The organism is Curtobacterium sp. MCBA15_009, from assembly GCF_001864895.1.
Classification (GTDB): domain Bacteria; phylum Actinomycetota; class Actinomycetes; order Actinomycetales; family Microbacteriaceae; genus Curtobacterium.
Window position 1 is genome coordinate 1 of record NZ_MJGO01000006.1, and the last position, 24,602, is coordinate 24,602.

At 72.3% G+C, this 24,602-nt stretch carries 22 protein-coding genes; 8 read left to right on the top strand and 14 right to left on the bottom strand.

Annotation, left to right across the window (positions count from 1 at the left end; translation table 11 throughout):
• Window positions 1-29: 29 nt before the first annotated feature.
• Window positions 30-1,583, bottom strand: coding sequence for a signal recognition particle protein (gene ffh, locus BIU97_RS02470; RefSeq protein WP_071253817.1), 1,554 nt, complete (start codon window positions 1,581-1,583; stop codon window positions 30-32).
• A 64-nt stretch (window positions 1,584-1,647) separates the two neighbouring features.
• On the opposite strand from ffh, the gene BIU97_RS02475 reads away from it, so the two are divergent.
• The 4 genes from BIU97_RS02475 (at window position 1,648) to BIU97_RS02490 (ending at window position 5,960) form a co-directional block, all read left to right on the top strand.
• Entirely contained in the window at window positions 1,648-2,442 is a 795-nt protein-coding gene (locus tag BIU97_RS02475) for a nucleotidyltransferase domain-containing protein (RefSeq protein WP_071253819.1), read from the top strand.
• A gap of 128 nt (window positions 2,443-2,570) precedes the next feature.
• Window positions 2,571-4,127, top strand: a complete 1,557-nt coding sequence (locus BIU97_RS18245; protein ID WP_083404533.1) for a GNAT family N-acetyltransferase — start codon at window positions 2,571-2,573, stop codon at window positions 4,125-4,127.
• On the top strand, window positions 4,124-4,897 hold the full coding sequence (locus BIU97_RS02485) for an amino acid ABC transporter ATP-binding protein (protein ID WP_071253822.1): 774 nt from the start codon (window positions 4,124-4,126) through the stop codon (window positions 4,895-4,897). Before BIU97_RS18245 ends, BIU97_RS02485 begins: the two co-directional genes overlap by 4 nt.
• 34 nt (window positions 4,898-4,931) lie before the next feature.
• Window positions 4,932-5,960: a transporter substrate-binding domain-containing protein gene (locus tag BIU97_RS02490; protein WP_071253823.1), complete on the top strand. Its 1,029-nt coding sequence runs from the start codon at window positions 4,932-4,934 to the stop codon at window positions 5,958-5,960.
• Window positions 5,961-6,034: 74 nt separating this feature from the next.
• On the opposite strand, the gene BIU97_RS02495 is transcribed toward BIU97_RS02490, so the two are convergent.
• Genes BIU97_RS02495 through BIU97_RS02510 form a run of 4 tightly spaced genes read right to left on the bottom strand, consistent with a single transcriptional unit; the run spans window position 6,035 to window position 10,162 of the window.
• Window positions 6,035-7,210: an LLM class flavin-dependent oxidoreductase gene (locus BIU97_RS02495; protein WP_071253825.1), complete on the bottom strand. Its 1,176-nt coding sequence runs from the start codon at window positions 7,208-7,210 to the stop codon at window positions 6,035-6,037.
• Complete coding sequence (locus BIU97_RS02500; RefSeq protein WP_071253827.1) at window positions 7,207-8,571, bottom strand: NtaA/DmoA family FMN-dependent monooxygenase; 1,365 nt, start codon at window positions 8,569-8,571, stop codon at window positions 7,207-7,209. Before BIU97_RS02500 ends, BIU97_RS02495 begins: the two co-directional genes overlap by 4 nt.
• A complete protein-coding gene (locus BIU97_RS02505) occupies window positions 8,568-9,788 on the bottom strand; it encodes an LLM class flavin-dependent oxidoreductase (RefSeq protein WP_071253829.1) in 1,221 nt (406 codons plus the stop codon). The genes BIU97_RS02500 and BIU97_RS02505 overlap by 4 nt, the downstream gene beginning before the upstream one ends.
• Entirely contained in the window at window positions 9,785-10,162 is a 378-nt protein-coding gene (locus tag BIU97_RS02510; protein ID WP_071253831.1) for a carboxymuconolactone decarboxylase family protein, read from the bottom strand. The genes BIU97_RS02505 and BIU97_RS02510 overlap by 4 nt, the downstream gene beginning before the upstream one ends.
• 133 nt (window positions 10,163-10,295) lie before the next feature.
• On the opposite strand from BIU97_RS02510, the gene lipB reads away from it, so the two are divergent.
• Together lipB and lipA are read left to right on the top strand one after the other, a co-directional pair.
• Window positions 10,296-10,988: a lipoyl(octanoyl) transferase LipB gene (gene lipB / locus BIU97_RS02515; protein WP_071253833.1), complete on the top strand. Its 693-nt coding sequence runs from the start codon at window positions 10,296-10,298 to the stop codon at window positions 10,986-10,988.
• The gene (gene lipA / locus BIU97_RS02520; RefSeq protein ID WP_071253835.1) at window positions 10,985-11,968 is read left to right on the top strand and encodes a lipoyl synthase; all 984 of its coding nucleotides are present in this window, start codon (window positions 10,985-10,987) and stop codon (window positions 11,966-11,968) included. Before lipB ends, lipA begins: the two co-directional genes overlap by 4 nt.
• Window positions 11,969-12,056: 88 nt before the next feature.
• Here lipA and BIU97_RS17905 read toward each other — a convergent pair whose 3' ends face one another.
• Together BIU97_RS17905 and ftsY are read right to left on the bottom strand one after the other, a co-directional pair.
• Complete coding sequence (locus BIU97_RS17905) at window positions 12,057-12,215, bottom strand: hypothetical protein (RefSeq protein ID WP_175472147.1); 159 nt, start codon at window positions 12,213-12,215, stop codon at window positions 12,057-12,059.
• Between the two features lie 58 nt (window positions 12,216-12,273).
• Complete coding sequence (gene ftsY, locus BIU97_RS02525; protein ID WP_071253838.1) at window positions 12,274-13,143, bottom strand: signal recognition particle-docking protein FtsY; 870 nt, start codon at window positions 13,141-13,143, stop codon at window positions 12,274-12,276.
• Window positions 13,144-13,375: 232 nt separating this feature from the next.
• On the opposite strand from ftsY, the gene BIU97_RS02530 reads away from it, so the two are divergent.
• Window positions 13,376-14,404 carry a TerC family protein gene (locus BIU97_RS02530; protein ID WP_071253840.1) on the top strand — a complete coding sequence of 343 codons (1,029 nt, stop codon included), beginning with the start codon at window positions 13,376-13,378 and terminating at the stop codon, window positions 14,402-14,404.
• A 215-nt stretch (window positions 14,405-14,619) separates the two neighbouring features.
• On the opposite strand, the gene BIU97_RS02535 is transcribed toward BIU97_RS02530, so the two are convergent.
• From BIU97_RS02535 to BIU97_RS02565, 7 genes are all read right to left on the bottom strand, one after another.
• Entirely contained in the window at window positions 14,620-18,381 is a 3,762-nt protein-coding gene (locus tag BIU97_RS02535) for a chromosome segregation SMC family protein (protein ID WP_071253842.1), read from the bottom strand.
• Between the two features lie 32 nt (window positions 18,382-18,413).
• Window positions 18,414-19,385 (bottom strand): bifunctional DNA-formamidopyrimidine glycosylase/DNA-(apurinic or apyrimidinic site) lyase, encoded by a 972-nt coding sequence (gene mutM, locus BIU97_RS02540; protein WP_071253844.1) that lies wholly within the window; start codon window positions 19,383-19,385, stop codon window positions 18,414-18,416.
• 4 nt (window positions 19,386-19,389) lie between these two features.
• Window positions 19,390-20,115, bottom strand: a complete 726-nt coding sequence (gene rnc, locus BIU97_RS02545) for a ribonuclease III (RefSeq protein WP_254782848.1) — start codon at window positions 20,113-20,115, stop codon at window positions 19,390-19,392.
• Between the two features lie 13 nt (window positions 20,116-20,128).
• Window positions 20,129-20,332: a 50S ribosomal protein L32 gene (gene rpmF, locus BIU97_RS02550; RefSeq protein WP_071253846.1), complete on the bottom strand. Its 204-nt coding sequence runs from the start codon at window positions 20,330-20,332 to the stop codon at window positions 20,129-20,131.
• A gap of 55 nt (window positions 20,333-20,387) precedes the next feature.
• Window positions 20,388-20,927, bottom strand: coding sequence for a YceD family protein (locus BIU97_RS02555; protein ID WP_441294386.1), 540 nt, complete (start codon window positions 20,925-20,927; stop codon window positions 20,388-20,390).
• 142 nt (window positions 20,928-21,069) lie between these two features.
• On the bottom strand, window positions 21,070-21,555 hold the full coding sequence (coaD, locus tag BIU97_RS02560; RefSeq protein WP_071253850.1) for a pantetheine-phosphate adenylyltransferase: 486 nt from the start codon (window positions 21,553-21,555) through the stop codon (window positions 21,070-21,072).
• Between the two features lie 41 nt (window positions 21,556-21,596).
• Window positions 21,597-23,831 (bottom strand): ATP-dependent DNA helicase RecG, encoded by a 2,235-nt coding sequence (locus tag BIU97_RS02565; RefSeq protein WP_083404534.1) that lies wholly within the window; start codon window positions 23,829-23,831, stop codon window positions 21,597-21,599.
• A gap of 97 nt (window positions 23,832-23,928) precedes the next feature.
• Here BIU97_RS02565 and BIU97_RS02570 point away from each other — a divergent pair, with 97 nt between their 5' ends.
• On the top strand, window positions 23,929-24,492 hold the full coding sequence (locus BIU97_RS02570; protein WP_071253934.1) for an RsmD family RNA methyltransferase: 564 nt from the start codon (window positions 23,929-23,931) through the stop codon (window positions 24,490-24,492).
• The last annotated feature ends 110 nt before the right edge of the window (window positions 24,493-24,602 follow it).

Consider the following 24,602-nt stretch of genomic DNA (forward strand, 5'->3'; position numbering starts at 1 on the left):
CGGGCCTCCCGTCCGTCAGGTGGTCGCGACTAGCGACCCAGGAACTTCTGCAGGCTGGCGAGCTCTTCCTCGGTCGGCGCCTTGCCGCCCTTGGCGGCGCCGCCGAGCCCGAGGCCCGATCCCTGCGGGGCCTGCTGCGGCGCGGCCGCGGCACCGGCGGCGAGGGCCGCACGCTTCGCCGGGTTGCCGACCTTGGACTTCTTCTTGCCGCCCTGCTGCTGCTTCTTGCCGCCGTGCATGCCCGGGATCGGGCCCATGCCCGGCATCTGCGGCACGCCACCACGGGCGACGGTCTTCATCATCTTCGCGGCCTGCTCGAACCGGTTCACGAGTGCGTTGACCTCGGTCACGGTGGACCCGGCACCCTTCGCGATGCGCAGTCGGCGAGACCCGTTCAGCAGCTTCGGGAGCTCGCGCTCCTGGGGGGTCATCGACTGGATGATGGCCTCCGTGCGGACGATCTCGCGCTCGTCGAAGTTGTCGAGCGCCTCGCGCATGCCCTTGGCGCCCGGGAGCATGCCGAGCATGCCCTTGATCGAGCCGGCCTTGCGCAGCTGCTGCATCTGGCCGAGGAAGTCGTTCAGCGTGAACGAGTCGGTCGCGATCTTCTCGGCGACCTTGCGGGCCTCGTCCTCGTCGAAGGCCGACTGGGCCTGCTCGATGAGCGACATGATGTCGCCGAGGTCGAGGATGCGGCTGGCCATGCGGTCCGGGTGGAACGGCTCGAAGTCGTCGAGCCCCTCGCCGGTGGAGGCGAACATGATCGGGCGACCGGTGACGCTGGCGACCGAGAGCGCGGCACCACCGCGGGCGTCGCCGTCGAGCTTCGACAGGACGACGCCGGTGAAGTCGACGCCGTCCTGGAAGGCACGGGCGGTGACGACGGCGTCCTGACCGATCATCGCGTCGATGACGAACAGGACCTCGTCGGGGTCGACGGCCTTGCGGATGTTCGCGGCCTGCTTCATCAGCTCGGCGTCGACGCCGAGACGACCGGCGGTGTCCACGATGACCGTGTCGTACTGCTGGTCGACGGCGGCCTTGATCGCGTTCTTGGCGACCTTGACCGGGTCGCCGACGCCGTTGCCGGGCTCCGGCGCGAAGACGTGGACGCCGGCCTGCTCACCGACGACCTGCAGCTGCTGCACGGCGTTCGGACGCTGGAGGTCCGCCGCGACGAGCATCGGCGTGTGGCCGTCCTTCTTGAGCCACTTGCCGAGCTTGCCGGCGAGGGTGGTCTTACCGGCACCCTGCAGACCCGCGAGCATGATGACCGTCGGCGGCTTCTTCGCGAACTCGAGCCGACGCTGCTGGCCGCCGAGGATGCCGACGAGTTCCTCGTTGACGATCTGGACGACCTGCTGCGCCGGGTTGAGCGCGCGGTTGACCTCGTCGGAGAGGGCACGCTCGCGCACCGCTGCGGTGAACGCCTTGACGACCTCGAGCGCGACGTCGGCGTCGAGGAGCGCCCGCCGGATCTCGCGGACGGTGCCGTCGACGTCGGACGGAGTCAGCCGACCCTTGCTCCGCAGGTTGCGGAAGGTCTCGGTCAGCCGATCGGAGAGTGAACCGAATTGCGCCATGATCCGTCGATTCTACCGGGTCGCCCTCCCGCTCGGGTGCCGCCGCCCTCGGTATCGTCTCGACATGCGTGCCGTACCAGCAGGACTCGACCCCGCCGTGGTCGCCGAGATCGACGACCGACTCGCCCGGCTGCAGACCGACCTCGGGGTCACGATCCCGTGGGCGGTCGAGAGCGGCTCGCGCGCGTGGGGGTTCCCGTCGCCGGACAGCGACTACGACTGCCGCTTCCTGTACGTGCGTCGACCCGACGACTACCTGTCGCTGTGGCCCCGCCGCGACGTCATCGAGACACCGGTCGACGAGGTGTTCGACGTGAACGGGTGGGACCTGGCGAAGACGGTCCGGCTCGCCGTGAACGGGAACGCCACGGTCGGTGAGTGGCTCCGCTCCCCGATCGTCTACACGGGCGACGAGGCGTTCCGCGACCGGTTGCTCGCGTTCGTCGCGAGCGTCGCGGACCGGGGTCGCATCGGCCGCCACCACCTGCACGTCGCGGACCGCCAGGCGGAGCGCGGAGTCACCCTGAAGCGGTTCTTCTACATCCTCCGGACCGCGGCCTCGCTGCGGTGGCTCCGTGACCACCCCGAGAGTGCGACCCCGCCGATGGACCTGCCGACGCTCCTCGCCGAGTCGTCCGCGCCCGAGGCGGTCCGGGAGGCCGCCGCGGAGCTCATCGTCGTGAAGGCCCGGACGCGTGAGCTGGGGCACGGTGAGCCGCCCGCGGTCCTGGCCCTGTTCGTGGCCGACGAGCTCGAGCGGGCGCGCTCCTTCGACGACCTGCCGCCGGAGAACAGGTCGGCCGAGGCCCGCGAGCGCGCGGACGCCTACTTCCTCGGCGAAGTGGAGCGGTTGCGCTGAGGCCGTCGGGCCCACGGCGGCGGCTCCGATCGGGGAGACCGCCCGGCGTGTGACCCCCTGTTGCGTCGTGTTTCGGCCCGTTGCGCACCTCGTTGCCCGGTCGTCACCGGGCCTCGTACGGTCACGCCATGACCGAGTCAGCAGAGGTGACAGCCCGCCCACGTGGCGCGCTCGTGTTCCGCACCGTCCGACCGGACGACCCGGCTGCGGCACCGATGCTCGCGGACCTCGAACGCGAGTACGACACCCGGTACGGCGACCACTCCGGCGAGCCGGCCTCGGTGGAGCTCGCGCGCTACCCGGTCGAGGACTTCGTCGCACCCCGTGGTGCGTTCGTGCTCCTCCACGAGGACGACCGGCTCGTGGCCGGCGGCGCGTTCAAGCCGTACGACGACGACACCGTCGAGTTGAAGCGCATCTGGACTGCTCGCGACGCCCGCGGGCGCGGGCTCGCCGGACTCGTGGTCGCGGAGCTCGAGGACGAGGCGCGCCGCCGGGGCTTCCGCCGCGTGTACCTGACCACGGGGCCTCGACAGCCGGAGGCGGTGTCGCTCTACCTGCGCGCCGGGTACTCCCCCCGCTACGACGTGACGCGGTCGCCGGAGGAGATCGGCATCCACCCGTTCACGAAGACCATCGCGGGGGACGCGACGGAGCCGCACCGCGCCTCCGGCGCGACGACCGGGACCGCGCCGACCACCACCATCGACGCTGCCGGCCGCGCCGCGCTGGACCGGCCGGTCCTCCCGCTGCGCCACCCCGTGCGGTGGCTCGCCGCTGCGGTGGTGCTCGTCCTCCTGCTCGACTTCGTCGAGACCCTCTTCACCAACGCCGCGTGGGGCTGGTCCACCGTCGGCAAGTGGCTGTTCAGCCCGGCGATCCTGACCGGCCTGCAGCTGACGCTCGTCGCGACCGCGCTCAGCGCCGTGATCAGCTTCGCGGGCGGTGTGCTGGTCGCCGTCGGCCGGCTGTCGCGGAACCCGGTGCTGTCCGGGCTGGCCTGGGGCTACGTCTGGTTGTTCCGGTCCGTGCCGCTCATCCTGGTGCTCGTCTTCCTCTACAACCTCGGGTCGCTCTACCCGAGGATCGGGATCGGGATCCCGTTCGGGCCACAGCTCGAGGTGCCCACCACGAACGTGCTGAGCGACCTGGCCATCGGTGTCGCGGCGCTGAGCCTCACCGAGATCGCCTACGCGTCGGAGATCGTCCGCGCCGGGGTGCTCGCCGTCGACCACGGGCAGCACGAGGCCGCCCAGGCGCTCGGCCTGCCCCGCCGCCGGCAGTTCGTCCGGGTGATCCTGCCCCAGGCGCTGCGCTCGATCGTCCCGGCGTTCGTCAACCAGGTGGTCGGGTTGCTCAAGGCGTCGTCGCTGCTGTTCTACGTGTCGCTGCTCGACCTGTTCGGTGTCGTGCAGAACCTGTCGAGCACCTACCCCACGGACATCATCCCGCTGCTCGTGGTCGCGACGATCTGGTACCTCGCGCTGACCAGCGCGGTGTCGGTCGTGCAGTACCACGTCGAGCGCTGGACGGCTCGCGGGTCCGTGCGGACGCTGCCACCCACGCTGTTCGGACGGGTCCGGGCCGCGGTCCGTCGTCGGTCCGGACGCGGTCCGGGCCGACAGGCAGCCGCAGCCGCCCCCTCCGGCAACGCTCCCACCATCGACGACGGGGCCGTCCGATGAGCGCCGACATCGCGATCCACGGAGCCGTGAAGGCGTTCGGCGACCAGCGCGTCATCGACGGCGTCGACCTGACGTTCCCGGCGGGCAGCGTCACCGTGGTCCTCGGGCCGTCCGGGTCCGGCAAGTCCACCCTGCTGCGGGCGATCAACCACCTCGAACCGCTCGACCGCGGGGTGGTCACGATCGGGGGTGAACCGATCGGCGTGCGGCTGCGGACCGGCCGGGACGGGACGCCGCGGTTCAAGGAGCTGCCCGAACGGCTGATCCTGCGGCAGCGTTCCCGGATCGGGTTCGTGTTCCAGCACTTCAACCTGTTCCCCCACCTCACCGCGCTCGAGAACGTCGCCGAGGGGCTGCTCGCGGCCGGGGTCGACCGCGCCACCGCCACCGCGCGGGCCCGTGACCTGCTCGGTCGGGTCGGCCTCGCGGAGCGGACGGACGCCCGTCCGCGACAGCTCTCCGGCGGCCAGCAGCAGCGCGTCGCCATCGCCAGGGCCCTGGCGCTCGAACCTGCGGTCGTCCTGCTCGACGAGCCGACCTCGGCGCTCGACCCGGAACTCGTCGGCGAGGTCCTCGACGTCATCGCGTCGCTCGCCGAGTCCGGCACGACGCTCGTCATCGTCACGCACGAGGTCGCCTTCGCGCGCGACGTCGCCGACCACGTGGTGTTCCTCGACCACGGCCGGGTCGTCGAGCAGGGACCACCGTCCCAGGTCGTCGACGCCCCCCGGCACCCACGGACCCGGGACTTCCTCGCACGCGTCCGCTGACCGCCCAGTCCGCCCTCACGAACCCAGGAGCACCATGCCCACCACCACCAGCACCACCACCCGCTGGCGCCACCGTGCCGGAGCCCTCGTCCTCGCGACCGGCGTCGTCGTCGCCCTGGCCGGGTGCTCGGCGGGCGGGTCCGCCGGCGACGGGGACCCCGGCTCGTCGGACGGTTCCGTCACCATCGGCGCGGCCTCGAACGGCGCCGGGACCGAGACGACCGTCACGGTGACCGAGGACGAGGCGCTGCACGACTCGCTGCCCGCCGCGGTCAAGGAGTCGGGCGAGCTGGTGATCGGCGTCGGCGCGCTCCCCGCCGGGTTCCCGCCGCTGGCGTTCACCGGCGACGACCAGAAGACGCTGACCGGGTCCGAGCCGGACCTCGGGCGTCTGGTCGCCGCGAAGCTCGGCCTGCAGCCGAAGGTCGAGAACGCGACGTGGGACAACATGTTCGTCGGCATCGACGGCGGCAAGTACGACGCCGCCTTCTCGAACATCACGGTGACCGAGCAGCGCAAGGAGAAGTACGACTTCGCCTCCTACCGCCGCGACGAACTCGCCCTGCAGGTCCTCCGGGGCTCGGACCTGACGTTCGAAGGCGACCCGTCCGTGCTGGCCGGCAAGACGATCGCCGTGAGCTCCGGGACGAACCAGGAGAAGATCCTCCTCGAGTGGAAGTCGCAGCTCCAGGCCGCCGGCGAGGACGTCACCGTCAAGTACTACCCGGACGGCAACGCCGTGGAGCTGGCGCTCGATTCCGGCAAGATCGACGGCTACTTCGGCCCGAACCCGACGATCGCGTACCAGAACACGCAGAGCGCGGGGAGTGCGCACCCGTCGGACACGGCCGGCACGTACTCGGGCGCCGGGTCGACGCTGCAGGGCCTGATCGCGGCGACGACGAAGAAGGGCAGCGGGCTCGCGGAGCCGATCCGGGGCGCGATCGACGAGCTCATCGAGGACGGCACGTACGCGAAGTGGCTGCAGGCGTACAACCTGTCGAACGAGGCCGTCGAGCAGTCCGAGGTCAACCCCGAGGGGTTGCCGCTCGACAACAGCTGACGGCGGTCGCCGGTCGGGACGGGAGGCGCGGTGCCAGCTGGCACCGCGCCTCCCGTCGTCCGTCCTCCGTCGTGTCACACACTGCTCGCGACCGGCCTGTCGGACGCCGCGGCCCGCCGGACCCACTCCGCCGCGAGCAGCTCGTGGGAGCGCACGCGCGCCGCGTGGTCGTGCGTGATCGTCGTGACGAGGAGCTCGTCGGCGCCGGTGACGCGGCCGAGGACCTCGAGCCGATCGGCGACGTGTGCCGGGTCACCGACGAACCGAGCGGCGAGCCGGTCCCGTACCGCGGCCGCCGCGTCGCCGACCAGGGGTGTGGCCCTGGCCTCGTCCGGCGTCGGGTACGGGATCGCACCGGTACCCGACCGGATCGACCACACCCACTGGCCGTAGCCGAGGGCCAGTTCGTCGGCCTCGTCGGGGTCCCGTCCGACGACGACGTCCGCCGAGACGATCACGTGCGGTGCCCGCAGGACCCCTGGTCGGAACGCCGCCCGGTACGCCTCGACCGAGGCGAGGACGGTGCCGGGCGACGAGTGGTAGTTGGCGCCGTACGGCAGGCCGAGCGCGCCGGCGATCCGGGCGCTCTCGCCACCGGTCGAGCCGTGGATCCACAGCTCGACGTCGACCCCGGTGGCGGGCGGGGCCTCGACGACGACACCGTCGCGCGTGTGGGTGCCCGCGAACAGCTGCCGGATCAGGGTGAGCTCGTCCTCGAACCGTTCCACGTCGCCGGGGACGCGACCGAGCAGTTCGCCCTGCAGCGCGAACCGGCTGCCCGGGGCGATGCGGAACTCGAAGGGGGCCGGGAGCAGCAGCCCGTCGACCTCCTCGTCCGCGCGCGGAGCCAGTGCCGGCGGCCTCGGGGTCCCCGCCGCCGGCGCTCCCGAACGCCCGAGTCCGAGGTCGAAGCGCGAACCGTACAGGCCGGTGAGGGTGCCGAAGGTCTCGGCGATCTGCAGGCCGCGGACGTTGCCGACGAGGGTCGCGGCGCTGCCGACCCGGATGGTGCTCGTCGCCGCGGCGACCGCACCGAGGACGACGAGTGGTGCGCTGCCGGCGACGCCCGGGTTGAGGTGGTGCTCGGCGAGCCAGTACCGCGCGTACCCGGCACGCTCGCTCGCCCGGGCGAGCGCGATCGTGTTGTGCAGGGCTGCGCCGGGCGTCGAACCGGACGACACCGGCACGAGGTCGAGCACGGACAGCGGGACGGCCGCTCGACCGGTCGCCGATGGGGTCGTCGGGGTCATGCGAGCGCCCCTCGCCGGTCGCGCACGTGCCCGGGCAGGCCGAGGGTGCTGCGGAGGGTCGCGCCGTCGTCGTACGCGGTGCGGTAGACACCGCGCTCCTGCAGCAGGGGGACGACCCGGTCGACGAACTCGTCGAGTCCGTGCGGGTTGGTGTGCGGCACGACGACGAAGCCGTCCGTGGCGCGCTCCTGCACGTACCGGTCGATCTCGGCGGCGATGTGCGACGGGGTCCCGACGAAGCCGCCGCGGGTCGACACCCGGATCACGAGGTCGCGGATCGACAGGCGTTCCGCCTCCGCCAGTTCACGCCAGGTCCGCACCGTGGCGCGCGGGTCCTGGGCGAGCCGGACACGACCGCGCGTGATCGCGTCGGCGTCGACGTCCGGCTCGACCTCGGGCAACGGCCCGTCGACGTCGTACCCGGACAGGTCGCGGTTCCAGACCTGCTCGAGGAACGCGATCGCGGTCGCGGGGCTCACCTGTGCGCGGCGGATCGCGCGGGAGCGGTCCTCGGCGTCGGCCGTGGTGTCGCCGAGGACGAAGGTCGCACCGGGCAGGACCAGCAGTTCGTCACGCGTCCGGCCGACGCGTTCGAGGCGCTGCGCGACGTCCGCCGAGAAGGCCTTCGCGTCGTCGAACTCGGTGTGCAGCGAGAAGACGACCTCCGCCTGACGGGCGGCGAGGTCGCGTCCCTCGTCGGAGTCGCCGGCCTGCACGACCACGGGGTGCCGCTGCGGGCTCCGCGGGACGGGGAAGGTGCCGGTGACGTCGAACTGCGGCCCGTGGTGGTCGACGTCACGGATCCGCGACCGATCGGCGAAGCGGCCCGAGGCGGCGTCCGCGACGACCGCGTCCGGCTCCCACGAGTCCCACAGCTCCCGTGCGAGCGAGACGAACTCGTCGGCGCGCGTGTACCGGTCGGCGTGGTCGAGGAAGCCACCGCGTCGGAAGTTCGCGCCGTGGAACGCGTCCGAGCTCGTCACGACGTTCCAGCCGGCACGCCCGTCGGAGAGGTGGTCGAGCGTCGCGAGCTGCTTCGCGAGCTCGACCGGCTCGTTGAACGTCGTCTGCAGCGTGCCGACGAGGCCGATGTGCTCGGTGACCCCGGCCAGGGCGGCGAGGATCGCGAGGGTGTTCGGGCGGCCGACGACGTCGAGGTCGTGGATGCGGCCCTTCTGCTCGCGGAGCCGGAGCCCCTCGGCGAGGAACAGGAAGTCGAAGAAGCCGCGCTCGGCGTTCCTCGCGAAGTGCTCGAACGACGAGAACGCGATCTGGCTCTCGGCTCGCTCGTCGCTCCACACGGTGGTGTTGTTGACCCCCGGGAAGTGTGCGGCGAGGTGGACCTGGCGCTTCGTGCTCATGCTGGGACCCCCTGGGCAGCGGTGGTGCGGGCGTACCGGCTGACGGCCGGGGCGATGCCGAGCCGCGTGCGCAGGTCGGCGGTGGGGCGGGACGCGACGTCGGCGCGCAGGCCCGCGGTGACCAGCGCTGGCACGAGCTGCCGGGCGATCGCCGTCGAGTCGACCGGGATGCGCAGCGGTCGGAGCCGGACACCGGCGTAGCCGAGGCCGCCCAGGTCGCCGATCCGTGCGACGAGGTCCGCGACGGTCGTCGCGAGCACCGTCGTGTCGGAGCCGGAGCCGACGGCGTAGGGCGCGCCGGCGGCGCGGTCGAGCGCGGCGAGGTCGTCCTCGGCCTCGGCGGTCGAGGACCCGATGAGCACCGCGAGGTCGGCGAGGACCGGACGTGTCACGTCCGACCCGGCCTCCTGCTCGAGGTGACGGACCTCGTCGAGCAGGTCCCGCGCTCGCCGGCCGGCGAGGCCCGGGGTGACCAGGACGACGTCCGCGCTGTCCACCGCGAAGGACGCTGCGTCCGCGCGGTGTGCCAGCGAGAACACCGGCGGCCGCCCCTGCGGCGACCGCGGCACGATCGACGCACCGTGCACCGCCACGTGCTCCCCGACGAACGCCGCGCCGTGGATCCGGTCGCGGTCGATGAACCGGCCCGTGGCCACGTCGCGGATGATCGCGTCGTCGTCCCAGCTGTCCCAGAGGCGGGAGACGACCTCGGCGACCTCCCGGGCCTCGTCGAAGAGCGGCGCGGTCGCCGCCGGGTCCGCCGTGCCGGTCCACGCCGGCAGCTCCCGGCGCCCGAACAGCGCCGCTTCCCGCGGCGTGGGGCTCACCTGGATCCGCCAGCCGGCACGTCCGAGCGAGACGTGGTCGAGGGTCTGGAGGCCCGTGGCGACGTGGAACGGCTCGGTGTGCGTCACCGAGACGGTCGGCACCAGGCCGACGGCCCGGGTCGCGGGCGCGACCGCGTTCGCGACGAGCAGGGCGTCGAGCCGCCCGACGACGGTCCGGGTGTCGAGGTCACCGTCGGCGGCCACCGGGCCGGCCGTGAAGGCGTCCTCGATGGTGACGGCGTCGACGCCGAGCCGGTCCTGCTCGACGACGACGTCACGCCAGTGGCGGAGGCTGCTGAGCCGCCGGGCGGCCGGCCCGGCGACACGCCAGGCGGCAGGGTGCCACCCGGCACCCTGCAGGGCGGTGACCAGGACCGGGCGCGCGGTCACGGACGGGCCTCGGGGTGGTCGTGCTCCGGCACGGCCGGCGCGGCGTCCGCGCCGAACTTGAAGCCCAGTCGACCGTGGGCGAACCCGCCGCCGGCGCGGATCGCCGTGGCGACCCACGCCGCCTCGGCGAGCTCCGCCTCGGAGGCCCCCGCGGTCACCGCGCGCTGGCTGTGCGCGTCGATGCAGTAGACGCACTGCGTGGTGATGCCCACGGCCAGGGCGATGAGCTCCCGGTACCGCAGCGGGATCGCCCGGCCCTCCGCCTGGAACACCGCCGAGTCGAACTGCAGGAACGCCTGCAGGATGTCCGGGGTCTGCTGCTTGTAGACCTTCGTGAAGGTCGCGTCCTGCTCGCGGTCGAGGTAGTCGGTCATGGGTTGACGCTACGAGCAGGACGGCGCCGGGGAGCCGATGTTGCACCGCGTGACGTCCCGGCTCCGAGCACACCGACCACTCACGTGCTGCAGGTTCTTGTACTCCGTCCAACAACCGGCGTACGCTCCCCTCATGCCGCCACTCGAACTCGTGCGGCCCCCGGGGCTGCTCGACCACGCCAAGGGGCTCGCACTGCAGCGGGCCCTCCACGCCGACGTCGTCGCCGGCCGCTCCCCCGGAGCGCTCGTCCTCTGCGAGCACCCGTCCGTGTACACCGCCGGTCGCCGCACCGAGGCCTCCGACCTGCCGACGGACGGCTCCCCCGTGGTCGAGGTCGACCGCGGCGGCCGGATCACCTGGCACGGGCCCGGGCAGCTCGTCGTGTACCCGATCGTCCGGCTGGCCGAGCCGATCGACGTCGTCGCCTGGGTGCGCGACCTCGAGCAGGTCGTCATCGACGCGGCGGCGTCGGTCGGCGTCGACGCCCGGCGCATCGACGGCCGCAGCGGCGCGTGGACGACCGACGTCCCGCCCGCCAAGGTCGGCGCGATCGGCCTGCACGTCGCCGAGGGGGTCTCGAGCCACGGCATCGCGATCAACTGCGACAACGCCCTCGACGCTTACGCCGCGATCGTGCCGTGCGGGATCACGGACGCCGGCGTCACGACCCTCAGTGCGGCGGCCGGTCGGCACGTCGGCCCCGACGACCTCGTGCCGCTCGTCGCGCGACGCGTGCAGGACGCCGTCGACGGCATGCACACCGGCCACCGGATCAGCAGCACCGCCACGACAGCCGCCCCCGCACGTCAGGAGACCCTCGTATGACCCTCGCCCCCGACGGCCGCCGCATGCTCCGGGTCGAGGCCCGCAACGCCGAGACCCCGATCGAGACGAAGCCCGCGTGGATCAAGACCCGCGCCACCCAGGGTCCGGAGTTCCGCGAGCTGTCGGCCCTGGTGAAGACCAAGCAGCTGCACACCGTCTGCCAGGAGGCCGGCTGCCCCAACGTCTTCGAGTGCTGGGAGGACCGCGAGGCGACCTTCCTCATCGGCGGCTCGCAGTGCACCCGCCGGTGCGACTTCTGCCAGATCGACACCGGCAAGCCCGAGCCGCTCGACCGCGACGAGCCGCGCCGCGTCGCCGACTCCGTGGCCGAGATGGGCCTGAAGTACGCGACGGTCACCGGGGTCGCCCGCGACGACCTGCCCGACGGTGGTGCGTGGCTCTACGCCGAGACGATCCGTGCGATCCACGAGCACTCCCCCGGCACCGGCGTCGAGATCCTCCTGCCCGACTTCAACGGTCGGCCGGACCAGCTCGGCCAGGTGTTCGACGCCCGCCCCGAGGTCTTCGCCCACAACGTCGAGACGGTGCCGCGGATCTTCAAGCGCATCCGGCCCGCGTTCACGTTCGAGCGGTCGCTCGACGTCATCAGCCAGGGCCGAGACGCGGGGCTCGTCACGAAGTCGAACCTCATCCTCGGCATGGGCGAGGAGCGCGTCGAGATCGAGGACGCCCTGCAGCGCCTGTTCGACGCCGGTACCGACATCATCACCTTGACGCAGTACCTCCGCCCGTCGCCGCGGCACCTGCCGGTGGCGCGCTGGGTCACGCCCGACGAGTTCGTCGCATTGCGCGAGGTGGCCGAGGCGATGGGCTTCGCGGGGGTGCTCGCCGGACCGCTGGTGCGGTCGTCGTACCGCGCCGGTCGCCTCTGGGCCCGGGCCACGGTCGCGCGCGGCGGCTCGGTGCCGGAGCACCTGTCGCACCTGCTCGACGCCGCTCCGGGTCGCCAGGCGGTCTGAGACCTGGAGACGGACGGACGGGAGGCACGGTGCCAGCTGGCACCGTGCCTCCCGTCCCGGATCTGCGCCCGTGCAGGGCGCGTCCTGCTCAGGCGCGGCCGCGGATGCTCCGCAGGAGCCAACCGATGATCGAGAGCAGGATCAGGGCGATCCCGATGAACAGCAGGAACTTCAGGGCGCTGACGAAGATGCCGCTGAAGAGCAGGACCAGGCCGACGATGATCGCGATGATCAGGAGAGCGGGCATGTGGGGCTCCTTCCGGTGTACCTGGACGATCCCTGTACTGCGGAGACGGTACCCGGGATCAGCCGACGAGGTTCTGCACGAACACGTGCGGCGTGAAGCCGGTGAGGTCGTTGATGCCCTCGCCCTGGCCGATGAGCTTGATCGGGATGCCGGTCTTCTCCTGCACGCTGAGCACGAACCCGGCCTTGGCGGAGCCGTCGAGCTTCGTGATGACGAGCCCGGTGACACCGGCGCCCTCGATGAACGCCTGCGCCTGGGCGAGGCCGTTCTGCCCGGTCGTGGCGTCGAGCACGAGGAGCACCTCGCTGATCTCGACCTGCTTCTCGACGACGCGCTTGATCTTGGTCAGCTCGTCCATCAGGCCGGCCTTCGTGTGCAGACGGCCCGCGGTGTCGATGACGACGATCTCGGTCTGGTCGCGGATCGCCTTCTCGACCGTCTGGTAGGCCACCGACGCCGGGTCCTGCCCGGGCTGTGCGGGTCGGACGACGTCGACACCGGCGCGCTGGGCCCAGGTGGCCACCTGCTCCACCGCGGCCGCACGGAAGGTGTCCGCGGCGCCGACCAGCACGGAGCGGTCGTAGGTCCGGAGGAACTTGGCGAACTTGCCGATGGTCGTGGTCTTGCCGACGCCGTTCACGCCGACGACGAGCACGACGGCGGGGCGCGCGCTGAGCTTGAGCGTGGTGTCGAGCTTCGAGAGCCGCTCCTCGAGGACCTCGCGGAGCATGCGCTGCAGGTCGGCGGGGTCGGTCGTGCCGTACCGGTCGACGCGGGCGTGCAGGTCCTCGATGATCGCCTCGGAGATGTCGGGACCGAAGTCCGCGCCGATGAGGGCGGTCTCCAGGTCCTCCCACGTGGTCTCGTCGATCGTCTTGCGCTGGAACAGCCCGCGCAGCCGGGAGGACAGTGACCAAGAACTCGCCATGTTCCCAGCTTAGAGCGCACCGCTCGCACAGGGCGTCCGCTACGCTCGGTGGTGCGAAGGGGAGTATTCCCTCTCGGCGACCCCGTCAGTACGGCCCGGAACGACCCGGACCCGGGGCGTCGGTCGCGGCACGTGGCCTCCGGCAACAGTCAGAGCACACGGTCCGCGGCGGAAGAGACCTTCAGGCTTCAGCGCACCCGTTTTCCGGGGCGCTCCTACCTGAAGGAAATCCGTGGACGTCCCACTCGCAGTCTGGCTCATCACGATCGCCGGCATCCTCGGCCTGCTCGTGTTCGACTTCTTCTCGCACGTGCGCACACCGCACGTGCCGCACATCCGTGAATCGGCCTTCTGGTCGGTCGTCTACATCGCCCTCGCGATCGCCTTCGGCGTCGGCGTCTGGGTCTTCGGCGGCGGGCAGGCCGGTGGCGAGTACTTCGCCGGGTGGCTCACCGAGAAGGCGCTGTCCGTCGACAACCTGTTCGTCTTCCTCATCATCATGACGTCGTTCGCGGTGCCGAAGGAGTTCCAGCAGAAGGTCCTGCTCGTCGGCGTCGCGATCGCCCTCGCCGCCCGCGGTGTGTTCATCGCCCTCGGCGTCACGATCATCGACAACTTCTCGTGGGTCTTCTACCTGTTCGGCGCCCTGCTGTTCTGGCTCGCCTGGTCGCAGGCCCGCAGCGGCAACGACCACAGCGGTGACGAGGCCGACTCCCGCCTGATCCGTCTGCTCAAGCGCATCATCCCCACGTCGGACCACTACGACGGTGACCGCCTGACGACCAAGGTCGACGGCAAGCGCCTGTTCACCCCGATGCTCCTCGTCATGGTCGCCATCGGTCTGACCGACGTGCTCTTCGCGCTCGACTCGATCCCCGCCATCTTCGGGCTCACGCAGGACGCCTTCATCGTGTTCACCGCGAACGCGTTCTCGCTGCTCGGTCTGCGTCAGCTGTACTTCCTCATCGCGGGGCTGCTCGAGCGCCTCATCTACCTCGGTCAGGGGCTGGCGGTCATCCTCGGCTTCATCGGTGTCAAGCTCGTGTTCCACGCGATGCACGTCAACGAGCTGCCCTTCATCAACGGCGGCGAGCACATCGAGTGGGCCCCCGAGATCCCGATCTGGTTCTCGCTCGGCTTCATCATGCTCACCATCGCCGTCGCGACCGTCGCCTCGCTCGTCGTGTCGAACAAGCGTCGGAAGCGCGGCCTGACCCCGTCGGGCGAGCCCGCGGAGGCCGTCGAGGCGGACGCGAAGTAGTCCAGACCCCCCTCTCGGACAGGAGGCGCGGTGCCAGCTGGCACCGCGCCTCCTGTCCGTCGCTGGGGGCGTCCAGGGCCGCGCGCTCGTTGCTGCGAGAGCGACAGTTGTCCGCGTGGTCGTTCGGACAGTTCCGTGAAAGCGACTGTCTGCCGCGAACTGTTGGCGGGAACCTGTCGCTTTCGCAGAGCGCCCCGGTGAACGGCTGCGGCGAGCTACGCGACCGCGACCGCGTCGGCAGGCTCGGGCTCGGGCTTCTGCACGCGCTGTCCGACGACGGCCGAGACGCCGTCCTGCCGCATCGACACCCCGTACAGGGCGTCGGCGATCTCCATCGTGCGCTTCTGGTGGGTGATGACGATGAGCTGCGAGGTCTCGCGCAACCGCTGGAACACGGTGAGCAGACGGCCGAGGTTCGCGTCGTCGAGCGCGGCCTCGACCTCGTCCATGATGTAGAACGGCGACGGCCGCGCGGTGAAGATCGCGACGAGCAGCGCCACCGCGGCGAGGGACCGCTCACCGCCGGACAGCAGCGTCAGGCGGTCGATCTTCTTGCCGGCGGGCTTCACCTGGACGTCGATCCCGGTGCCGAGCAGGTCGGTCGGGTCGGTGAGGGTGATCGACCCCGAGCCGCCCGGGAACAGGATCGGGAAGACGACGTCGAAGGCTTCCTTCGTGTCGTTGAACGCCGACTCGAAGATCGTCTGCATCTTCGTGTCGAGCTCGTCGATGATCGTCATCAGGTCGGTGCGGGTCTTCTGCAGGTCCTCGAGCTGCTCGGCGAGGAAGGCGTGCCGCTGCTCGAGGGCCTGGAACTCCTCGAGGGCGAGCGGGTTCACCTTGCCGAGCTGCCCGAGGTCGCGCTCGGCGGCCTTGAGCCGTCGCTCCTGCTCGGCGCGGACGTAGGGGACGGTCTCGACGTCGGCGGGGTCGATCTCGTCCGTGGTGTCGAACTCCGGCAGTGCGGGTCCGCCGGGCAGCGTCGAGGCCGCCTCGACGAGCGCGAGGTCGTCGGCTTCCTCGGTGCCCACGCCGTCTCCGGTGTCCTCGGTGTCGTCGGCGGCCTCGCCGGTGGGGGCGTCGGGGTCGCTCGACGCTGCGGCAGCGGCGGCGCGCTCGGCCTCGCGGTGCTTCCGCGCGAGCACCCGCGGGTCGACGAGCACGTCGACGGGCACCGGCACGTGCGGGCCGTACTCGGCGACGAGCACCGCCTCGGTCAGCCCGAGGTCGCTCTGCGCCCGGTCGAGCACGCCGGACACGTGCAGCTTCTTCTCGTAGATCTCCATCTCGAGCGAGTGCACGCCGTCGGTGATCGTCTGCAGGCGGTCCCGGAGCTCGCGTTCCTCGTTGCGGATCGCCTGGAGCTCGGTGTTGCGCTTCGCCCGCTCGGACTCCTCCGTCGCGAGCCGCACCCGGGCCTCGGCGAGTGACCGGTCGACGGCGCCGAGCACCTCGGGCAGGTTGGCGAGGACGCCCTCGGCGGTCCGGATCTGCCCGCGCCGGATGACCGCGAGCCGGGCGGCCTCCTCGGCGGCGGCACGCTCGGCCTCGAGCTGCCGGTCGAGCTGGTCGGCCCGGTTGCGCTCGGCCCGGACACGCTCGCGGACGGTCTCGACCTGGATGCGGTGCTCGACCTCGGCGGCCCGCGCGGCCTCGAGGGCGTCCTGCAGCGCCGGCCGCTCCGAGGCGTCGACCACGGGTCGCTCCTGCGCCGTGAACGCGCGGTGGGCCGCCTCGGCCTCGGCGAGCGATGCCTCCACCGCCTCGACCGCGCCGTCCGTCTCGGCCAGGGCGGCCCGGAGCCGCTCGACCTCGGCCACCGCGTTCTCCGCCTTCGCACGCGTCGACGCGCTCGTGCGGTCGTACTCCGCCTTCGCCCGGGTGTACGCACGGGATGCCGCGTCGGCCTCGTCCACCGCGCGGCGCGCGTCCTCGACGGCCACGCGCGCGGACTGGAGGCCCGTGGCAGCGTCCTCGGCGTCCGTCGCGATCGCGTCGCGCCGGCTCACGGCGTCGTCGCGTTCCGCGGCGAGCTCGATGCGCGAGGTCACCCGCTCGCCGCCGCCCGTCACGCGCACCGCACGGACGAGGTCACCCGACCGCGTCACGACCGTCGCCAGCGGGGCGGCGGCGAGCACCTCCTGCAGGTCGACGTCCTCGGTCTCCGCGACCAGCGTGTCCCGCAGCACGGACGCGAGCGCGGGCGGACCCTGCACCAGGTCGAGCGCACGTCGGACGCCTGCGGGCAGGGTGTCCGGCAGGCTGCTCGTCCCGACGACGGCGTCGGCGACGACCACGTCGATGCGCCCGATGTCCGACGACCGTGCGTGCGCGACGGCGTCCGTGGCGACGTCGCGGTCGTCGGCGAGCACGGCGTCGGCGAGCCCGTCGAGGGCGATCGCGACGGCCGCCTCGAAGCCGGGCGTCACCGTGAGGTGGTCGGCGAGCCGGCCGACGATCCCGGCCCGACCGGCGTCGATGAGCGCCTGCGAGCCGTCGCGCACGTCGATCGACATGCCGAGCGCCGCCACCCGGGCGTCGAGGGCGTCGCGCTCGCGTTCCAGGCCGTGCAGCCGGTCGCGCTGTCCGTCGCGGAGGGTCTGGGCCTGTTCGAGGGCGGCGCGGGCGGCCTCGAGCGCGGTCGTGAGTGCGTCCTCGTCGACACCCTCCGAGGGGTCGGTCCCGAGGTCGGCCAGCGCCGACGCCGCCCGCTCGGCGCGTTCCCCGGCCTCGGCGAGGGCACGCTCGCGACGCTCCCGGTCCGCCACGGCCGACCCGCGTCGTGACCGTGCGACGTCGACCGCGTTGGCGAGCCGCTGCGCCTCGAGGTCGTGCCGGGACACCCGTGCGGCCTGCTCGGCGATGCGCTCGTCGAGGGCGTCCAGGGCGTCGCGGGCCTGCTGCACGGCCCGCGCCGTCGTCGCCGCACCGCCCTGCACCTCCTCGGCACGGGCCGCGAGCCGCTCGGCCTCGGCACGGACCCCGGCGACCTGCTCGGGCGTGACGGTCGGACCCTGCTGCGGTGCGTCGGCCTGCTGGGCGAGGAACATCAGCCGCTGGTTCGCCAGGCTGGACAGCCCGCGCAGCCGCTCCTGCACGCTCTCGAGCCGGTGCACGACGGTGCGAGCACGGTCGACGTCGTCGCCGACCATGCTCTGCTCGACGTGCTGCTGCCGCACCCGCGTCTGGTCGAGCCGCTCGGTGAGCACGATGCGCTCGGACTTGCGGCCGGCCTCGACCTCCTGGTGGTCGTGCAGCTCGCGGCGCAGGCGGACGACGTCGTCGGCCAGGATGCGCGCCTTCGCGTCGCGCGCCACCGCGGCGACGGACTGCGCCTTGCGCGCGACCTCGGCCTGTCGCCCGAGGGGCTTCAGCTGCCGCCGGATCTCGCCGGCCAGGTCGGACAGGCGGGTCAGGTTCATCTGCATCGCGTCGAGCTTGCGGAGGGTCTTCTCCTTGCGACGGCGGTGCTTGAGGATGCCGGCGGCCTCCTCGATGAAGCCGCGGCGGTCCTCCGGGGTGGCGTGCAGCACCTTGTCGAGCTGCCCCTGCCCGACGATGACGTGCATCTCGCGGCCGAGGCCGGTGTCGCTCAGCAGTTCCTGGACGTCGAGCAGCCGGCAGTTCTCGCCGTTGATGGCGTACTCGCTGCCGCCGTTCCGGAAGAGCGTGCGCGAGATCGTCACCTCGGAGTACTCGATCGGCAGCAGCCCGTCGGTGTTGTCGATCGTCAGGAGCACCTGCGCGCGACCGAGCGGGCCGCGGGTCGAGGTGCCGGCGAAGATGACGTCCTCCATCTTGCCGCCGCGCAGGGTCTTCGCCCCCTGCTCCCCCATCACCCAGGCCAGGGCGTCGACGACGTTCGACTTCCCGGAACCGTTCGGACCGACGATGCACGTGACGCCCGGCTCGAAGGCGAACGTCGTCGGCTGCGCGAAGGACTTGAACCCCTTGATGGTCAGGCTCTTCAAGTACATGCGGTCTCCGGATGCTCTGGTTGGGCGTCAGGCTAACGCGTACGCCGACGAGGGCGCGGTTGGCACACGGGGCAGATGTGGCTCGACCGGTTCATGAAGGCCTCACGCACGATCGTCGTCCCGCACCGGGGGCAGGGCTTTCCCTGCTGCCCGTAGACGTTCAGCCGCTGCGAGAAGTACCCGGACTGCCCGTTCACGTTGACGTACTGCGCGTCGAAGCTCGTGCCGCCGTCCTCGAGCGCGCGCCGGAGCACGAGCCGCACCTCGTCGAGCAGCAGGCGCAGGTCGCCGCGGGTCAGGCGGTCGGCGGGTCGGTCGTAGTGCAACCTCGCGGCCCAGAGGGACTCGTCCGCGTAGATGTTGCCGATCCCGCTGACGACGCCCTGGTCGAGCAGCACGCGCTTGATCCCGCTCGAACGCTTGCGGGCCATCGCGGTGAACCGGTCGTCGTCGAAGGCGGGGTCGAGGGGGTCCCGCGCGATGTGCGAGACCTGGCCGGGCACCCACCGGCGCCACGGGGCGTCCGGGTCGGCGTCGTCGACGTGCCCGGCGGACCCGGCCGGTGCGCCGTCGACCGTCGGGACCATCGTGTCGATCGCCATCGACCCGAACGTCCGCTGGTCGACGAACTCGAGCTCGACCGGCGGCTCCTGGGCACCGTCGCGACCGGAGCCGGACGGCTGCACGTCGATGAGGATCCGGCGGTGCCGCGCGGCCTCGCGCCCGCGGCCGAGCAGGATCTGCCCGCTCATGCCGAGGTGGGCGACGAGTGCCTCGGGGCGGTCCCCCTCGTGCTCGGGCAGCAGCGGCATCCAGAGGAACTTGCCCCGGCGCACGGCGGCGGCGATGGTGCGCCCGGTCAGCCGGTCGGCGAAGTCCTCGGACGGGCCGTCGTGGCGGGTGAGCGCGCGGTCGTCGACGACGTCCACGTGCAGCACGCGCGCGCCGCTGACGGCGGGTTCGAGGCCGGCGCGGACGACCTCGACCTCGGGGAGTTCGGGCACGCGGTCAGGCCGCTCGGCCGGAGAGCCGGGTCCACGCGTCGAGCGCGGCGGCCATCTCGGCGGCCTTCTTGCTCGAACCGGTGCCGGCGGCGACGTCCTCGCCCTGCAGGACGACGGTCGCGCTGAAGGTCTTGTCGTGGTCCGGGCCGGTCTCGGTGACGCGGTACGCCGGGTTGCCGAGCGACAGGCTCGACGCGAGCTCCTGCAGGCTCGTCTTCGGGTCCATCGCGGCGCCGAAGCGGTCGGGGTCGATCATGAGCGGTTCGACCAGCCGCAGCACGAGCTCGGTCGCCGGGTCCGCGCCGGACGACAGGTAGGTGGCGCCGATGACGGCCTCGACCGTGTCCGCCAGGATCGACGACTTGTCGCGGCCGCCGGTCTGCTCCTCGCCCTTGCCGAGCCGGAGGTAGGCGCCGAGGCCGATCATCCGGGCGATCTCGGCGAGGGCGACGGTGGACACCAGGCTCGCCCGGCGCTTCGCCAGGTCGCCTTCGTCCAGGTCGGGGAAGGACCGGTAGAGCTTCACGGTCACGGCCTGGCCGAGGATGGAGTCACCGAGGAACTCGAGGCGCTCGTTGTGCTTGATCCCGCCGTGCTCGTACGCGTAGGAGCGGTGTGTCAGGGCGAGCTGGAGCAGCTCGAGGTCGATGTCGACCCCGAGGATGCCCTGCAGACGGACGACGTCCGGCCCCACGGGGCGGGACCCCGCGGCGCCGGACGTCGTCGTCATGCGTTCGGTCCGATCAGACGTCGGCGACCTTGCGGCCCTTGTACTCCATGTACAGGGGGGTGCCGGCCGAGTCCTCGACGACCTTCGCGCGGTGCGGGAGGCTGTACGTGACCTGGCCGTTCTCGACGGTCTTCACGAGCTGGATCGGCGTGGCCTTCCACTGCGAACGACGGGCGTGCGTGTTCGCACGGGACTGCTTGCGCTTGGGAACGGCCATGGTTGATCTCTTTCGGTTGGTCGGTGGTCGGTACGGGGGCTGGCGGTCGCGGGGCCTACTCGGCCTCGGCCCGCTCCTGACCCTCGGTGGTCGTGTCGGCGGTGGGGGTGTCGTTGTCCAGCTGGACCGCGCTCAGCGCTGCCCAGCGGGGATCCAGTGCCGGTCGGGCGGGCTGTTCACCGAGGTCTGCCAGGCGTTCGCCCGTCTCCGGGTCGAGTCCTGGGCAGTCCGGACGACAGACCGGCTGGAACGGCAGCGCCAGCACCACCGCATCTCGAACGACCTGTTCGGTGTCCACGTGGTCATCGCGAACGAAGAAGTCGAAATCCTCCGAGACATCGTACGCGAACAGCTCGGCGAAATCGACCTCGACCGGCTCGCTGATGTCGATGAGGCAGCGCGAGCACTCCCCCGTGGCGTCCGCCGAGGCGTGGCCGGAGACCAGGACGCCCTCGTGCAGGCCCTCGAGACGGAGGTCGATGCGCAGCTCGGCGCCCTCGCGGACGGCGATCACGCCGGCACCCATCGCGTCCGGCACCGTGACGTCGAGCGTGTGCTCACGCATCTCGCCCGGACGGTGCGCGAGGTCGCGCACCCGGAGGGCGTAGGGGCTGTTCACGTGGGAAGACACGATCGTCGATCCTAGCGCGATCGGGACCGGGAGTCGAGGCAGCGCGGGGCGTGTCCGGGACCGGTCGTGCGCCTGCGTCCTGTCCGGGGCCCGTGCGGCGGTCCGGTCAGCGGGCCGCGAGTGCCGCTGCGACGACCCGGGGCACGTACGGCGTGACGTCGCCACCGAGCGACGACACCTGCCGGATGAGGGAGCTCGACACGTGGGCGCGCGACGCCTCGGGCAGCAGGAAGACGGTCTCGACGTCGGCGAGGTGGCGGTTCATGATCGCCATCGGGGTCTCGTACGCGACGTCCTCGCCGGAGCGCACGCCCTTGACCAGGACCGTCGCGCCGACCTGCCGGCAGTAGTCGACGAGGAGCCCGGCGGTCCACTCGCCCACCGTCACCGTCTCGGGAGCGCCGACCTCGACGAGCGACTCGCGGATGAGCCGCACGCGGTCGACGGCCTCGAACATCGCCGGCTTCTTGTCGGGGTTGTGCACCACGAGGACGTGCACCTCGTCGAACAACCCGGCCGCGCGGCCGATCACGTCGAGGTGCCCGAGGGTGACGGGGTCGAAGGAACCGGGGACCACCGCGATCTGCGCCATGCGAGCGACGATACCGGTCCGCGGCGTGCCGGAGGCCCCCGTCAGTTCTTGCCGAGGAACGCCGCGTCGGACTCGTCGAGCCGTCGGCCCAGTGCCTCGCGCAGCGCGGGACTGCCCTGCAGGTCGGGATCGCGCTCGAGCACCCGTTCGGCCTCGCCGCGGGCGTCGACGATGAGGTCGGCGTGCTCGACGACGCGCAGCAGGTTCAGCGACGACCGTCCGCCGGACTGCCGTTCGCCGAGCACGTCCCCCTCGCGGCGGAGCTCGAGGTCCACCCGGGCGAGCTCGAAGCCGTCGTCGGAGGCCGACACGGCGTCCACCCGCTCGCGCGACGTGGTCTCGAGTTCGGCGGTGGTGACGAGCAGGCACACCCCGGCCCACTGCCCGCGGCCGATGCGTCCGCGGAGCTGGTGCAGCTGCGAGACCCCGAAGCGGTCGGCGTCGAGCACCGCCATCATGGCTGCGTTCGGGACGTCGACGCCGACCTCGATCACGGTCGTCGCGACGAGGACGTCGAGGTCACCGGCCGCGAACGACGTCATCACGCGGTCCTTCTCGTCCGCGGTCATCCGGCCGTGCAGCACCGCGATCCGCCGGCCCGCGAGCACGGGAATCGTCCGCATCCGCTCGGCTGTCGCGAGCACGGTCGCCGGCGCACGCTTCGGCGCGTCGGGCTCCGCCGCGGCGTCGGTCGGCGCGGGCTCGCCGTCGTCCTCGGTGTGGGCGTCGTCGATCGCAGGGCACACCACGAACGCCTGGCGGCCCTTGTCGAGCTCCTCGGCCATCCGTGACCAGATCCGGGACTCCCAGCCAGGGTGCTCGGCGAGCGGCACCGTGAAGGTCTCGACCCCGGCGCGGCCGGACGGCAGCCCGGTGATCGTCGAGACGTCGAGGTCGCCGAACACGGTCATCGCGACGGTGCGCGGGATCGGCGTCGCGGTGAGGACGAGGACGTGCGGCGGGGTCGCGCCCTTGGTGCGCAGGGCCTCGCGCTGCTCGACACCGAACCGGTGCTGCTCGTCGACCACGACGAGCCCGAGCTCGGCGAAGTCGACGCGGTCGCCGAGCAGCGCGTGCGTGCCGACGACGAGCCGGGAACTACCGGACGCCGCGGCGAGCAGCGCCCGACGACGTTCGTCGGTGCTCTGCGAGCCGGTCAGGATCACCGGGCGGAGCTCGGCTGCCAGGTCGGGTCCGAGGAACTTCACGATGGAGCGGAGGTGCTGCGCCGCCAGCACCTCGGTCGGGGCGATGAGCGCGGACTGGCCGCCGGACTCGGCCACCGTGAGCATGGCCCGGATCGCCACGAGCGTCTTGCCGGAACCGACCTCGCCCTGCACGAGACGGTGCATCGGCCACGTACGGGCGAGGTCCTGGTCGACCTCGGCGCCCACGGTGCGTTGGTCGTCGGTCAGCTCGAACGGCAGGGTCGCGTCGAACCGCTCGAGGATGCCCCCGGGGGACGCCACCCGTGCGGTGGCGGCGGTGCGCCGTGACCGGATCCGGCGCTGCACCAGTGCGGTCTGCAGCACGAACGCCTCGCGGTAGCGCAGGGCGTCCTGCGCCCGCTTGAAGTCGGCGACCTTCTCGGGGCGGTGCAGGAGCTCGAGCGCGCGACGGAACGGCACGAGGTCGAGCCGCCCGCGTGCTGCGGCCGGAACGGGGTCGGGCAGGTCCGGCAGGGTGTCGAGCACGATCGCGATGGACTTCGCGATCTGCCACGACGACAGGGACGCGGTCGCCGGGTAGATCGGGATCGGCTGCCGCGACCACCGGATGGCTTCGTCCGAGCCGGGCTCGGCGGTGGCGCGCGGGTCGTCCGCGTCGAAGAGCTCGTAGTCGGGGTGCGCGAGCTGCCGGGCGCCGCGGTAGTCGCTGACCTTGCCCGCGAAGATGCCGCGGGCCCCGGGCACGAGGTCCTTCGTGCGCCAGCCCTGGTTGAAGAACGTGAGGGTGAGCAGCCCCTTGCCGTCGCCGATCTTCGCTTCGAGGATGGACCCGCGCCGGGCACGCATCGTGCGTTCGCGGACGTCGACGACCTCGGCGACGATGGTGACCGGCTCGCCGATGGCGAGCGAGTCGAGCGCGGTCAGTGCCCCGCGCTCGGCGTACCGCCGCGGGGCGTGCTCGAGGAACTCGCCGACGGTGCGGTAGCCGAAGGCCTTCTCGATCGCGCTCGCCGTCCGGCCGCCGAGGACGCTCGCGAGCCGTGCGTCGAGGGGCGCCGGACCGAGGTCGGCCGCGGGCGGCACGGCGGGGGTTGCGGAGGTGACCACGGCGTCAACGGTACCCGGCGGGACCGACGGCCACGCGCCTCCCGACCGGCCTGTGGAGAACGCCCGGACGGTCCGGTGGGGCCGCTACGGTGGCTGCATGACCCGCATCATCGCCGGTGCCGCCGGCTCCACGACGCTCCGGGTGCCGAAGTCCGGCACCCGGCCGACGAGCGACCGCGTGCGCGAGGCCCTGTTCTCCTCGCTCGAGTCCCGCGGGCTCGTGCAGGGCACCTCCGTCGCCGACCTCTACGCGGGCACCGGCGCCCTCGGGCTCGAGGCGGCATCGCGCGGCGCGGCCGAGGTCGTGCTCGTGGACCGGGCCTCCGCGGCGGCGCAGGCGTGCCGGGCGAACGCGCGCGCGGTGCAGCAGCGGGTGCCCGGCGTCCGGATCGACGTGCAGCCGCAGCCCGTGCTCGGCTACCTGCGCGGGACCGTGCGCACGTTCGACCTCGTGTTCATCGACCCGCCCTACGACGTCACCGAGCACGAGCTGGCCGAGGTGCTCGAGACCCTCGCCCCGCGGCTCACCGCCAACGCCGTGGTCGTGGTCGAGCGCAGCAAGCGCTCCCCCGAGCCGACGTGGCCAGCCGGCCTCGAGCCGTTCAGCAAGCGCAGCTACGGCGAGACCCTGGCGTGGGAGGCCGTGGTCCCCTCGTCCTGAGCGCGGTGCCGCGGGGCCGGCGGGCTGACGGGGCCGGGGCCGGCGGGCTGGCGGGCTGGCGGGCTGGCGACCAGCTCGTAGGACGACGTTGCTGTCGCACGACGTCGACC